At 32.0% G+C, this 12,121-nt stretch carries 14 protein-coding genes; 10 read left to right on the top strand and 4 right to left on the bottom strand.

Features of this window, described 5'->3' with window-relative positions; genetic code table 11:
• Positions 1–3: 3 nt before the first annotated feature.
• From AC0L3M_RS07590 to AC0L3M_RS07555, 8 genes are all read left to right on the top strand, one after another.
• Positions 4–933, top strand: a complete 930-nt coding sequence (locus tag AC0L3M_RS07590) for a mechanosensitive ion channel family protein (protein WP_473432398.1) — start codon at positions 4–6, stop codon at positions 931–933.
• A gap of 30 nt (positions 934–963) precedes the next feature.
• The gene (locus AC0L3M_RS07585) at positions 964–1,428 is read left to right on the top strand and encodes a hypothetical protein (protein ID WP_473432397.1); all 465 of its coding nucleotides are present in this window, start codon (positions 964–966) and stop codon (positions 1,426–1,428) included.
• A gap of 8 nt (positions 1,429–1,436) precedes the next feature.
• Positions 1,437–1,847, top strand: coding sequence for a DUF6268 family outer membrane beta-barrel protein (locus AC0L3M_RS07580; RefSeq protein WP_473432487.1), 411 nt, complete (start codon positions 1,437–1,439; stop codon positions 1,845–1,847).
• Positions 1,847–3,010 carry a sigma-54-dependent transcriptional regulator gene (locus AC0L3M_RS07575; protein ID WP_473432396.1) on the top strand — a complete coding sequence of 388 codons (1,164 nt, stop codon included), beginning with the start codon at positions 1,847–1,849 and terminating at the stop codon, positions 3,008–3,010. The genes AC0L3M_RS07580 and AC0L3M_RS07575 overlap by 1 nt, the downstream gene beginning before the upstream one ends.
• A 6-nt stretch (positions 3,011–3,016) precedes the next feature.
• Complete coding sequence (locus AC0L3M_RS07570) at positions 3,017–3,895, top strand: PPK2 family polyphosphate kinase (protein ID WP_292949709.1); 879 nt, start codon at positions 3,017–3,019, stop codon at positions 3,893–3,895.
• 223 nt (positions 3,896–4,118) lie between these two features.
• On the top strand, positions 4,119–5,516 hold the full coding sequence (locus AC0L3M_RS07565) for a M20/M25/M40 family metallo-hydrolase (protein ID WP_473432395.1): 1,398 nt from the start codon (positions 4,119–4,121) through the stop codon (positions 5,514–5,516).
• A gap of 31 nt (positions 5,517–5,547) precedes the next feature.
• Positions 5,548–6,114 carry a hypothetical protein gene (locus AC0L3M_RS07560; protein ID WP_473432394.1) on the top strand — a complete coding sequence of 189 codons (567 nt, stop codon included), beginning with the start codon at positions 5,548–5,550 and terminating at the stop codon, positions 6,112–6,114.
• 14 nt (positions 6,115–6,128) lie between these two features.
• Positions 6,129–6,503, top strand: a complete 375-nt coding sequence (locus tag AC0L3M_RS07555) for a VOC family protein (protein ID WP_292949701.1) — start codon at positions 6,129–6,131, stop codon at positions 6,501–6,503.
• Positions 6,504–6,521: 18 nt separating this feature from the next.
• Here the strand turns inward: AC0L3M_RS07555 and AC0L3M_RS07550 are convergent, their stop codons facing one another.
• The 3 genes from AC0L3M_RS07550 to lysA all read right to left on the bottom strand — a co-directional run bounded on the left by AC0L3M_RS07550 (position 6,522) and on the right by lysA (position 9,465).
• Complete coding sequence (locus AC0L3M_RS07550) at positions 6,522–7,547, bottom strand: sensor histidine kinase (protein WP_473432393.1); 1,026 nt, start codon at positions 7,545–7,547, stop codon at positions 6,522–6,524.
• 47 nt (positions 7,548–7,594) lie between these two features.
• Positions 7,595–8,014, bottom strand: coding sequence for a PAS domain-containing protein (locus AC0L3M_RS07545; RefSeq protein ID WP_473432392.1), 420 nt, complete (start codon positions 8,012–8,014; stop codon positions 7,595–7,597).
• A gap of 239 nt (positions 8,015–8,253) precedes the next feature.
• Positions 8,254–9,465 carry a diaminopimelate decarboxylase gene (gene lysA, locus AC0L3M_RS07540; protein ID WP_473432391.1) on the bottom strand — a complete coding sequence of 404 codons (1,212 nt, stop codon included), beginning with the start codon at positions 9,463–9,465 and terminating at the stop codon, positions 8,254–8,256.
• 194 nt (positions 9,466–9,659) lie between these two features.
• On the opposite strand from lysA, the gene sucC reads away from it, so the two are divergent.
• The gene (gene sucC, locus AC0L3M_RS07535) at positions 9,660–10,850 is read left to right on the top strand and encodes an ADP-forming succinate--CoA ligase subunit beta (RefSeq protein ID WP_145002444.1); all 1,191 of its coding nucleotides are present in this window, start codon (positions 9,660–9,662) and stop codon (positions 10,848–10,850) included.
• 94 nt (positions 10,851–10,944) lie between these two features.
• Here sucC and AC0L3M_RS07530 read toward each other — a convergent pair whose 3' ends face one another.
• On the bottom strand, positions 10,945–11,277 hold the full coding sequence (locus AC0L3M_RS07530; RefSeq protein ID WP_292949689.1) for a DUF1456 family protein: 333 nt from the start codon (positions 11,275–11,277) through the stop codon (positions 10,945–10,947).
• Positions 11,278–11,710: 433 nt separating this feature from the next.
• Between AC0L3M_RS07530 and AC0L3M_RS07525 the strand changes: the two genes are divergently transcribed.
• Positions 11,711–12,112 carry a TerB family tellurite resistance protein gene (locus AC0L3M_RS07525; RefSeq protein ID WP_292949686.1) on the top strand — a complete coding sequence of 134 codons (402 nt, stop codon included), beginning with the start codon at positions 11,711–11,713 and terminating at the stop codon, positions 12,110–12,112.
• Positions 12,113–12,121 lie beyond the last annotated feature (9 nt).

Genomic DNA, 12,121 nt, shown 5'->3' with positions numbered 1-12,121 from the left:
ACAATGATTCAAGAAAGTAAAGTAGCAGATAAAATTGAAAAAGAAGTAGAAAAAGTAAGTGATGTGATTACTGAAAGTTCTATTTGGGAAAAATTTATTGAAATATTAAATTATAAAATTTACACCTTTACTGATGATAAGGGTTTGACTACTAGCGTAATTAAAGTTAAGTATGTCTTACTTATTATATTAGTTTTAATACTTACAACCATTGTCTTACGTTTGGTTAGAAAAGTAGTCACGCGTCATATGCCTGATGATGATAAGGCAAAATTTACAACCGTGTTTTCATTTGCAAGATGGTTTATTTATATCATTGTTTTTCTGGTAATATTGGATTCAATAAATATAGATGTCACAGCTATTTTTGCAGCTTCCGCAGCACTTTTAATTGGTGTAGGTTTAGCACTTCAAACGTTGTTTCAGGATATAATTTCCGGAATTTTTATATTAGTTGATCAATCGGTTCACGTTGGAGATATTATGGAAATTGATGGTAAAGTAGGACGCGTGGAAGAGATTAAGTTGCGTACAACTAGAGCTGTAACTATAGACGATAAAGTACTAATTATTCCTAATCATTTATACCTAACTAACAGCCTTTATAATTGGACTCAAAACGGAACAAGTACAAGAGAAGGTGTTGATGTAGGTGTTGCCTATGGAAGTGATGTACAATTAGTTAAAAAATTATTATTAGAGGCAGCAACGTCCATCCCAAATGTTTTTAAATTTCCAGAACCTGCTGTTACTTTTACAGACTTTGGGGATAGTGCTTTAAATTTTAGGGTAACGTTTACTATAGATGACAGCTTTAATGCAAGAATACCTAAAAGTGAAATCCGTTTTGAAATAGATAGATTGTTTAGAGAAAATAATATTACCATACCATTCCCTCAACGCGATATTCACATTATAAAGGATAGCAAATAAAAATATAGCAATTAAATAATTATAGATTATATGAAATTACATTTTGGAACCATTTTACTAACATTAACGCTACTATGTGGTGTAAATGTAGCCCATGCACAATTAACAGATTTAGCTAGGTTAGAGTATTCTTATGTGCCCAAAAGTAATTCTGAAGATAGTTTTGATAGATTTAGAGGATTATTAAATTATCCTATCAAAACCAGTGAAGACTGTTATTTAATTGTTGGTGCAGAGTATAGTAGGTTAACCCTAGATTTAGAGGACGATTACCCTTTTCCAACCTCTAATTTAAGACGATTACATATCATAGATTTTAATTTAGGTTACACATTTAAACTCTCAGAAAATTGGCGATTAGGTGCTAAGATTACACCAAGAATAGCATCTACACTTAGACATAAAATCACAGGTGATGATATGTTTTTAAATGGAGGTGTATATGCTATAAACGATAAGACAAAAGACCAAAACAAAAAAAACCATATAGATTAGTATTAGGGCTGACATATAATAGTACAACAGGTATACCATTACCACTACCTTTTGTAAGTTATTTTAGACGTTTAAATGAAAACTGGTCTTATAACTTAGGAGTGCCAAAAACAAATGTGAAGTACTTTTTTAACGAAAAAAACATCGTACAGACCTTTGTCGGAATTGATGGTTATTTTGCCAACACACAAGAAGTATTTACCATTGATGGTAAGGAAGCAGATAGTGTGTCTTTATCAGTAATATTAGCAGGTTTGGGTTACGAGTATTGTTTTACAGACAATTTAGTATGGTACTCATACGTAGGTTATACTTTAAGTATGAGTAACAGATTAAGAGACGAAAATAGAGAAGACGTATTTAAGTTAGACAACGTAAACGCGTTTTATTTAAGAACAGGAATTAAATTTAAAATATAATGCCAAAAATTTTAGTAATAGAGGATGAAGCAGCAATTAGAAGAGTATTGGTCAAAATCCTGTCAGAGGAAAATGATAAATATGAGCTAGAAGAAGCTGAAGACGGATTAGTAGGAATCGATAAAATTAGAAAAAACGAATACGATTTAATCCTATGTGATATTAAAATGCCTAAAATGGATGGTGTTGAGGTATTAGAGGCTGTCAAAAAAATAAAGCCAGAAATACCAATGGTCATGATTTCTGGACATGGAGATTTAGATACAGCAGTAAATACAATGCGTTTAGGTGCATTTGATTACATATCCAAGCCACCAGATTTAAATCGTTTACTAAATACAGTAAGACACGCTTTAGACAGAAAAGAGTTAGTTATTGAAAACAAAATTCTTAAAAAGAAAGTCAGCAAAAAATACGAAATGATAGGAGATAGCGACGCTATTTCTCAAATCAAAGACATTATAGACAAAGTTGCACCAACAGATGCTAGAGTCTTAATTACAGGTCCAAACGGAACAGGTAAAGAGCTAGTCGCACATTGGTTACACCAAAAAAGTGATCGTGCTAAAGGACCAATGATAGAGGTTAACTGTGCAGCAATACCAAGCGAGCTGATAGAAAGCGAATTATTTGGACACGTCAAAGGTGCATTTACAAGTGCAGCTAAAGACAGAGCAGGTAAATTTGAAGCAGCCAATGGTGGAACCATTTTTTTAGACGAAATTGGTGACATGAGTCTATCTGCACAAGCCAAAGTATTACGTGCTTTGCAGGAAAGTCGCATACAACGTGTAGGTAGTGATAAAGATATTAAAGTAGATGTGCGCATCGTAGCAGCAACAAATAAAGATCTTAAAAAGGAAATCGAAGACGGAAAATTCCGTGAAGATTTATATCACAGATTAGCAGTAATTTTAGTTAAAGTACCAGCATTAAATGACAGGCGTGATGACATACCATTATTAATAAATCATTTTTCAGCTAAAATTGCCGAAGAGCAAGGCACAGCCAATAAGACATTTTCTAAAAAAGCAATCAATTTACTAAAAGAATATGATTGGACAGGAAACATTAGAGAGCTTCGTAACGTAGTTGAAAGATTAATAATTTTAGGAGGCACAGAAGTTAGTGAGCAAGATGTAAAACTTTTTGCAAGTAAATAAAACAACATGAAAGACATCAATATTAACGACCATAAAATCACTTCAAAAATAAAGCTAAGCGACCTACCAAGTAAGCTAGATTTAAAAGCAGATAAGGATACCACAGAGGACGCTTTGCGTAAAGTAAGACGCCAATTAGGTAAGCTACAAGACACCATGTATGCACACGGTAAATACTCGGTTTTAGTATGCCTACAGGGTATGGATACCTCTGGAAAAGACAGTTTAATACGCGAAGTTTTTAAAGATTTTAATGCAAGAGGTGTTGAGGTCATGAGCTTTAAAGTGCCAACCGAATTAGAGCTTAAACACGATTACCTTTGGAGACACTATATAAAATTACCAGCACGAGGTAAATTTGGAGTCCACAATCGCACACACTATGAAAACGTATTAGTAACACGCGTACATCCCGAGTATATTTTAAACGAAAAACTACCATTTGTAAACAGTATTGACGATGTAAACGATGCCTTTTGGGACCAGCGTTTTGAGCAAATCAATAACTTTGAAAAACACCTGACACAAAACGGAACACTAATTTTTAAATTTTTCATGAATTTATCAAAAGACGAACAACGTAACAGATTATTACGACGTTTAGATAAACAAGAAAAAAACTGGAAATTCTCAGCAGGAGACTTAAAAGAGCGTAAGTTATGGGACAAATACATGGACTGTTATCAGGACGCAATAAACAGGACAAGCAAGGATCACGCACCATGGTACAACATTCCAGCGGATGACAAACCTACAGCACGATTAATTGTAGCTCAAATTTTGTATGATACTTTAAAACAATATTCAGACATAAAAGAGCCAGATTTGGATGACAAAACCAAAGCTAATCTGCATTTATACAGAGAGCAATTAAATAACGAATAGTATATTTTGGGCGTTACCACAAGGGTCGCGCTTTCCATTATATCTTTTTTTGCCATATATGGCAGCAAAAAAAGGATGTCATTTCAATCGCTAACGCAAACCACATGACCTAAAAAAACAACAGTTAAGGTCAATCAAAATAAAACAAGAGACCTGATAGGATTAATATTCTATCAGGTCTTTTCATATATAAATACTATCTTTAAAGTAAAATTTTCCAACCATGAAAAAACTAACAATTCTTCTAACACTTTTAGTGTCTATTAATGTTTTAGCACAGACAGACCAAGACGCTTTAAAAACAATATATAGCCAATCCTTAACCAATGGTAAAGCATACCAATGGTTAGATTATTTATCAAATCAAATAGGAGGACGATTATCAGGATCTGTAAACGCAGAAAAAGCTGTACAATACACAAAATCCGAACTAGAAAAACTAGGATTAGATAAAGTATGGCTACAAGAAGTTATGGTGCCAAAATGGGAACGTGGCGCAAAAGAAGTCGCACATTTTACAAGTAATAACAACAAGTTTGACGTCAATATTTGTGCTTTAGGTGGCTCAGTAGCGACTGCCAATTCAGGATTAGAAGCTACAGTAATAGAAGTGCAAAGTTTTGAACAGCTTGCTGCACTAGGTGATAAAGTAAAAGGAAAAATTGTCTTTTTTAATGGCGCAATGAATCCAGAATTAATCCACACCTTTGAAGCTTATGGAGGATGCTCTAAACAACGTTATGCAGGAGCTTATGAAGCAGGAAAACTAGGAGCAGTTGGTGTAATTGTAAGATCGCTTAATTTACGTCAAGACGATTTACCACACACTGGAAGTATGGGTTACATGGATTTGCCTAATGAGCAACGTGTACCATCTGCAGCAATCAGTACCAATGATGCTAATAAATTATCCGAAGCCCTAAAAAAAGATGCCAACCTAAAATTCTACTTTAAACAAAACGGTAAACAGTTTGAAGACGTTTTGTCATACAATGTTATTGGTCAAATTACTGGAAGCGAATTCCCAGAAGAAATAATGGTTGTTGGAGGTCACTTAGATTCATGGGATTTAGGAGATGGATCGCATGACGATGGAGCAGGAGTAGTACAATCTATGGATGTAATTAGATTATTAAAAGAAAGTGGAATTAAACCAAAACGTACCATAAGAGTTGTGTTATTTATGAACGAAGAAAATGGATTACGTGGCGGAAAAAAATATGCAGAAGAAGCATTGCGTAACAACGAAAACCATGTTTTTGCGCTAGAGAGTGACTCTGGAGGGTTTACACCTCGAGGATTTAGTTTTGATTGCAGTGAGGCAGCATTAAACAAGGTATTAAGTTGGGAGTCTTTATTTAAACCGTACTTAATTCATTATTTTGAAAAAGGATATAGTGGTGCAGACATTGGACCATTAAAAAACGATAACATTGTTTTAGCTGGCTTACGTCCAGACTCACAACGGTATTTTGATCATCATCATGCAGCAAACGATACCTTTGATGCAGTAAATAAACGCGAGTTAGAGCTTGGTGCAGCAACCATGACAAGCTTAGTGTACCTATTTGATAAATACGGAACAAGTAATATCCCTCAGGTTAAAGAGTTTAAGGATTAGTTATTTAATTTATCGTTTCAAATTTTTAAAAATGAGAACACTAGTGCTTTTTTTATCATTATTAATTACAACAAATATGGTGGCTCAATCAGATTCAAATATTCCTTATTATGAGCTTCCTGAAGCATCAGAGCATTTTACAGCTGGTACTGTTGCAGCTAGACAAATAGATGCACTAGGCTTTAGATTTTATCACGCAACAGATGGATTGTCAGCAAAAGATTTAGACTTTAAGCCTTCAGATTCGGTTAGAACAACAGCCGAAACCATAAAACATATTTATGATTTGTCTAAAATCATTTTAAATTCGACTTTAAAAAAAGCAAATACTAAAGATGCTCTAAAACTATCTTTTGAAGCACAGCGTGTAGCGACTTTAAATAATTTAAAACAGGTTGCAGATATTTTAAGAGGCAGTGATGATATTTCGCAATTCAAAATTATTTTCGGCGAAAGCCAAATCCCGTTTTGGAATAATATTAATGGACCAATCGCAGATTCTATTTGGCATTGTGGTCAAATTGCATCCTTTAGACGTACAACCAATAATCCAATCAGTCCCAATGTTAATCATTTTACAGGAACGGTTAAAAAATAAATAATTATAATTTTATGACTCCAATTCTACATCAAATTCATCCTATACTTCCTGTTCAAAACGTATTAGCTGCTTTGTTTTTTTATACGCAAAAATTAGGTTTTGAAATCGCATTTGCAGACGATTCTAAAGATCCAAAATACGTAGGAATTAAAAGAGACCATATAGAAATACACCTAATATGGAAGGACGAAAAAGAGTGGGATTATACTATTGACAGACCTATGTTGCGCATTGTTACGCAACATGTTGATGTTTTATATCAAGAATATAATTTTAAAAATGTGTTTCCTAAAGAGACTGAAGTTATAAAATCAGATTGGGGAACAAAAGAGTTTTCGTTTTATGATTTATATAACAATGGGTTAACCTTTTATCAAAACAGTTAGTTAAAAAACAATTAGTTTTTAATTTTTAAAATATAAAGTAAAAGTAGTGCCTTGATCTACAATGCTTTCTACTTCAATTTTACCACCAATTGCATCTATTTGATTTTTTACTATAAATAACCCTAATCCTCTAGAGTCTTTATGCTTGTGAAAAACATTATACATCCCAAACAGCTTATCTTTATGTTTGTCTAAATCAATACCTTGACCATTATCACTAATTTTTAATATGGTATATGCTTCAGTTTTGTGGGCCTCTAGTGTTATTTCAGGGTTTACATTTTGTCTTCTATACTTAATTGCGTTTGTTAAAAAGTTTATTAAAATGCTATCCAAGTAAGCAGGTATGGCATTAACAGTTATATTATTATCGATTAATATTTTAACATCAACATTGTTGGATATAGTAGCTGCTGTAATGTTAGACATGGCATTGTTACTATATTTTAATAAGTTTAGTGGTACTAAAGCTTCCTTATCTAAAGCACTGTACAATGCTACTTCATTTAAGTTTTCAATAGTTTCATTTAGATTACCTATGGCTTCTTGCATTAAAGGAAAATATTCATCTTTAGTGTTTTCAGGATAATCTTCCTTTTTTAAAGTTAACAACATTTCTAAATTCCCACCATGTGACCTTAAGTTATGCGAAACAATTCTAGCAAAGTTTAAAAGCCTGTCGTTTTGTTTAGAGCTAATAGCTAATAAATCGGATATTTTATTTTTACTAAGTTCAATTTCAGAAATATCATTAATATTTGCTATAAAATGCTGCGGATGTCCAAGATCGTCTCTTACTATGGTTGCTGATAAATTACAATATACAACCTTCCCGTTTTTATGAAGGTACCTTTTATTAACTGTAAAATTGTCTGATTTTCCGGATAATAGTAAAGCAAGTTCCTTGTTTCCTTTGGATAAGTCTTCAGGATATGTGATGTCTCTAAAACTTAGTTTTAAAAGTTCTGATTCAGTATAACCTAATATTCTACAAATACTATTGTTTACTTTAAGCCAACCACCAGTCAAGCTAACTTTAGCCATTCCTGTTAAAGAGTAGTCAAATAGAGATCTAAATTCTTTCTCTTTTATTAACGTTTTTTTGATTGCAGTGTTTTTTGTGTAATATCCTGAAAAACACCTCTAAGTGCAACACAAACCCCATTTTTAAATTTAGGATGTCCAATGGATCTTACCCATTTTTCTTCTCCTTTTGAAGTGATAATGATAAACTCATCATCAAAATTTTCTCCTTTTTGTAAGGCTTTTTGAAATAAGTCTAAAATTTTCTCACGATGTTGTCCTTTTTTATAAAAGTTAATGGCTGTATCAACATTTGGGACGTAATTGGCAACAACATCATGGATTTTTTTTGTTACGCTACTCCATTTTAAAGTATTTGATAACATATTTAATTCCCAGGATCCAATAGCTAGCGCATCTTCAATAGTATTTAAAAAACCTTTATCAAGGATTTCATCAGATAATATCTCGTTATTATCAGTTTGCATAGGTAGGGAATTTGAGGTAGTTGCTATTAATTGTTAAAAAATAAAATAATTTTATTCTTTATAATGGCTAATCTAAGTAATAAAACGGATTAAATACAATTAATTAGGTTAAAATACATTAATTTTAACTTTTAAGTAGCTTTTAGCTTACAAATATGCTGTGATGCGTTGTCTAATTTTAGATATTTAACTGCAAATAGCTAATTTGATAAAAATTAGCTATTTGTAGGCTTTGAAAATTATTTTTTAAATTTAATCTCAATTTGATTTTGTATTAGATCCTCAAACGTTTCGCGTTTTCTTATTAAATGTGCTTCTCCTTTATATACCAAAACTTCAGCAGGTCTATATCTAGAGTTGTAATTACTAGCCATAGAGTAGCAGTAAGCTCCAGCATTACTAAAAGCTAATATGTCGCCTTCGTTAATTTCAGAAATGCGTCGGTTGTTGGCAAAGGTATCCGTTTCGCAAATATAACCTACTACACTGTAAAATCGCTCGCGACCTTTAGGGTTGGAGATATTTCTAATTTCATGTTGTGAACCATACAACATGGGTCTTATTAAGTGGTTAAAACCGCTATCTACTTGAGCAAAAACAGTAGACGTTGTTTGTTTTACAACATTAACGTTAACTAAAAACTGTCCAGCTTCACTAACTAAAAATTTTCCAGGCTCAAAAGCTAAGGTTAAAGGTTTGCCATAATCCTTACAAAACTGATTAAACCTTGCACTTAGTTTGTCTCCTAACTCTTCAATATTTGTTTCAATATCTCCAGCTTTATATGGGACTTTAAAACCAGATCCAAAATCTATAAACTCTAAATTTTTAAAGTGTTGTGCAGTATCAAACAATATTTCGCTAGCATACAAAAACACATCTATGTCTAGAATATCGCTTCCTGTGTGCATGTGTATACCATTAATATTCATTTTAGTATTTTCTACTATTCTTAAAATATGTGGTATTTGATGTATAGAAATTCCAAATTTACTATCAATATGTCCTACTGATATGTTAGTGTTTCCGCCAGCCATCACGTGAGGATTAATCCTAATACAAACAGGTATGTTTGGATATTTAGTACCAAATTGTTCTAAAATAGATAAATTATCAATATTAATTTGACAACCTAATTTGGCAACACTTTCAATTTCATGCAAGGACACACCATTAGGAGTAAAAATAATATTTTGTGCTTTAAAACCTGCAGCTAAACCTAATTGTACCTCTTGTATAGACACAGTATCAAGTCCTGCACCTAGTTGTTTCATCAGCTTTAATATAGATATATTAGACAATGCTTTAACAGCATAATTAATTTTTAATTGTTTAACACTTTTAAAAGCAGAGGTTAGCCTATTATATTGTTGTGCGATTTTATCTGCATCGTATATGTATATAGGACTATCAAAGTCTTTAGCTATTTGTAATAATTGATCGTTTTGCATCTCAAATTTTTTTCAAAGTTATTTTTTTAAGCCTATTTAAAAATTAAAACATCATAATATTACACATTTAAAACAAATTGTTAATTATTTAACAAAATTAAAAAATGGATTTACTTATTTTTTCATAATTAAATATTAGGGTAAGTAAATGTGATTATTTACTTTTGTAACACTAAAATTTTACTCTATACAAGATGAATTTACACGAATATCAAGGAAAAGAATTATTAAGCAGCTTTGGCGTACGTATTCAACGTGGTATTGTTGCACAAAATGCTGATGAAGCGGTTGCTGCAGCTAAAAAATTAACTGAAGATACTGGAACAGGATGGCACGTTGTTAAAGCGCAAGTTCATGCTGGTGGACGTGGTAAAGGTGGTGGAGTTAAGTTGGCTAAAAACTTAGACGCAGTTAAAACTATCGCTGGAGAAATTATAGGAATGGATTTGGTAACACCTCAAACTTCTGCAGAAGGTAAGCGTGTGCACCAAGTATTAATATGTGAAGATGTATACTACCCTGGAGATTCTGAGCCAGAAGAATATTATATGTCAGTATTATTAAATAGAGCTAATGGACGTAACATGATTATGTATTCTACAGAAGGTGGAATGGATATTGAAACTGTTGCAGAAGAAACTCCGCATTTAATTTTTACAGAAGAAATTGATCCTGCAACCGGAATCTTACCTTTTCAAGCACGTAAAATTGCTTTTAACTTAGGGTTGTCAGGAGCAGCGTTTAAAGACATGACTAAATTTGTAACAGCTTTATATACTGCTTATGATAAGTCAGACTCTTCATTATTTGAAATCAACCCAGTTTTAAAAACTAGTGATGACAAAATAATGGCAGTTGATGCTAAAGTAACAATTGACGATAACGCATTATTTAGACATAAAGATTTAGCAGCAATGCGCGATTTACGTGAAGAAAATGCTATTGAAGTTGAAGCAGGAGAACAAGGACTTAACTATGTTGACCTTGACGGAAACGTTGGTTGTATGGTAAATGGTGCTGGTTTAGCAATGGCAACTATGGATTTAATTAAGCAAGCAGGTGGAGAGCCAGCTAACTTTTTAGATGTTGGTGGTACTGCAGATGCAGCAAGAGTAGAAATTGCTTTTGAACTTATTTTAAGAGATCCAGCTGTTAAAGCAATTTTAATTAACATTTTTGGTGGTATCGTTCGTTGTGATCGTGTTGCTCAAGGTGTAATTGATGCTTACAAAAACATGGGTAACATTAGTGTACCAATTATTGTACGTTTACAAGGTACTAATGCAGATATCGCTAAAAAATTAATTGACGATTCTGGATTAGATGTAATGAGTGCTACAGAGTTCCAAGAAGCAGCAGACAAAGTACAAGCAGTATTAGCTTAATACTTTAATTTATATACTAAAAAAGAGCAACTTAAATAGTTGCTCTTTTTTTTGGACAAAAATTAATTATCCATTTGCCTAAAGTAATTATAAATTACTTATCGTCTCTTTTAGGACGTGTATTGGGCTTATTAAAATTCTTTTTATTGCTAAAAGTTTTTGTTTTCGCTTTCGCTGAAACTTCGCCTTTAGGTTTTTCTCCTTTTTTAGGCATTGGACCTCTTAAATGAATAACTAAACCATTTAAAAAGTTTCGTAAAATTTGATCACCACATTCTACATAATTAGGATGGTCTTCTCTTCTAAAAAAAGCACTCAGCTCTGTTTTTGTAATTCTAAAGTCTACTAATTCTAAGATTTCTACAATATCAGTATCTCTTAACTGATGTGCAACTCTTAGTTTTTTAAAAATATCGTTATTAGTCATTTGTCGTGTTTAAAAAGCAAAAGTACAAAATACAAAGTATAAAAACAGATTCCATAAGTTTAATAGAATTTCAATTTCAAAAATCTATTTTTAAATTATAATAGGTTTAAAATTTATACATGAGATGTAGTTTTAGCGTTTGTAATATTTTAATGTTTTTTAAAAAAGGGATGTATTCAGTTTTATAGATTTTAATTTAATATTTTTACTTAAGTCTCTTAAAATTAACGAATTAATAATTGGGTAATAGCGTTTTAAAGGTCAAATTTAAGGCTGTAATTCATTTTGTTTTTAGAGTTTTAAAATTTAGATTAGACAGAAATATCTAAAAAAACGATGTATAGCCATGTTATTTTCGATAAGCTACGTGCTTTCAACGATTATTAATTATGTTTTATTCTTAACTTTATAAAGTATAATTAATCCCTTATTTATGCCTAACAGAGTAGAGAAGTTAAGTTTATTATCAGAAATGATTGCATTTGCAAAAAGTGATGACAGTATAAAATCTGTTGAATATAATTTTTTGTTAGCAGTTGCGCAACAGTTAGAAATCTCTAGAGAAGATTTTGATTACCTTATTAATAATCCTGTTAATAGAATGGTATTAAAATCGCATAGCGAGCGTATTGTTCAATTTCATAGAATGGTATTGTTAATGCATGTGGATCAAGAACGTACACAACAAGAGTTAGCTAAACTTTATAATTATGGATTACGCATGGGATTAAACCATGAGTCTATTACTAAGGTATTATATCTAATGGAGGGCTTTCCAGATATGATGGTTCCTGCTGAGGTTTTGATAGATATCTTTAAAGTGCAGTATAATTAATATTAAGCA

The sequence above is a fragment of the Olleya sp. KJ81-1 genome (assembly GCF_055808135.1).
The sequence above is the reverse complement of the archived record's forward strand: the minus strand, read 5'-3'. Positions and strand labels throughout refer to the sequence as shown.

Bases quoted from the DNA above. Each gene is read 5' to 3' on its own strand.
- AC0L3M_RS07590 (WP_473432398.1), top strand. From the start codon at position 4: ATGATTCAAGAAAGTAAAGTAGCAGATAAAATTGAAAAAGAAGTAGAA.
- AC0L3M_RS07585 (WP_473432397.1), top strand. From the start codon at position 964: ATGAAATTACATTTTGGAACCATTTTACTAACATTAACGCTACTATGT.
- AC0L3M_RS07575 (WP_473432396.1), top strand. From the start codon at position 1,847: ATGCCAAAAATTTTAGTAATAGAGGATGAAGCAGCAATTAGAAGAGTA.
- AC0L3M_RS07570 (WP_292949709.1), top strand. From the start codon at position 3,017: ATGAAAGACATCAATATTAACGACCATAAAATCACTTCAAAAATAAAG.
- AC0L3M_RS07565 (WP_473432395.1), top strand. From the start codon at position 4,119: ATGAAAAAACTAACAATTCTTCTAACACTTTTAGTGTCTATTAATGTT.
- AC0L3M_RS07560 (WP_473432394.1), top strand. From the start codon at position 5,548: ATGAGAACACTAGTGCTTTTTTTATCATTATTAATTACAACAAATATG.
- AC0L3M_RS07555 (WP_292949701.1), top strand. From the start codon at position 6,129: ATGACTCCAATTCTACATCAAATTCATCCTATACTTCCTGTTCAAAAC.
- AC0L3M_RS07550 (WP_473432393.1), bottom strand. From the start codon at position 7,547: ATGGCTAAAGTTAGCTTGACTGGTGGTTGGCTTAAAGTAAACAATAGT.
- AC0L3M_RS07545 (WP_473432392.1), bottom strand. From the start codon at position 8,014: ATGCAAACTGATAATAACGAGATATTATCTGATGAAATCCTTGATAAA.
- lysA (WP_473432391.1), bottom strand. From the start codon at position 9,465: ATGCAAAACGATCAATTATTACAAATAGCTAAAGACTTTGATAGTCCT.
- sucC (WP_145002444.1), top strand. From the start codon at position 9,660: ATGAATTTACACGAATATCAAGGAAAAGAATTATTAAGCAGCTTTGGC.
- AC0L3M_RS07530 (WP_292949689.1), bottom strand. From the start codon at position 11,277: ATGACTAATAACGATATTTTTAAAAAACTAAGAGTTGCACATCAGTTA.
- AC0L3M_RS07525 (WP_292949686.1), top strand. From the start codon at position 11,711: ATGCCTAACAGAGTAGAGAAGTTAAGTTTATTATCAGAAATGATTGCA.